This window comes from Paraburkholderia sp. JHI2823 (genome assembly GCF_038900695.1).
Classification (GTDB): domain Bacteria; phylum Pseudomonadota; class Gammaproteobacteria; order Burkholderiales; family Burkholderiaceae; genus Paraburkholderia; species Paraburkholderia mimosarum.
Genome location: NZ_JAYMRY010000408.1, coordinates 1 through 255, shown reverse-complemented (window position 1 = coordinate 255; position 255 = coordinate 1). Strand labels below are relative to the sequence as shown.

Here is a 255-nt window from a genome sequence, read left to right as displayed (position 1 = left end):
ATCGTCTCGGCCAGCAACTCCTCAACTCCGGCTTCACCCAGGCGCTTGCGCCAACGCGTGAGGCTCGACGGATCGATCGGCGGCTCGGTCTGTAAAAATGCTTCGCCGGTGAAGACCTGCCAGTACGAGTTCTCCACCCATTGCCAGACCACTTCCTCATCCGACAGATCGAACGCATGCTGGAGATACAACAAGCCAGCAATCAGCCTCGGTGAGGTGGCCGGCCGACCCTTGCGCGAGACGAAGCTCGCGCTC

At 61.2% G+C, this 255-nt stretch carries 1 protein-coding gene; it reads right to left on the bottom strand.

Features of this window, described 5'->3' with window-relative positions; all coding sequences use genetic code 11:
- The coding region (locus VSR34_RS39190) for a transposase (RefSeq protein ID WP_342965323.1) at positions 1–255 on the bottom strand (255 nt) is incomplete at both ends.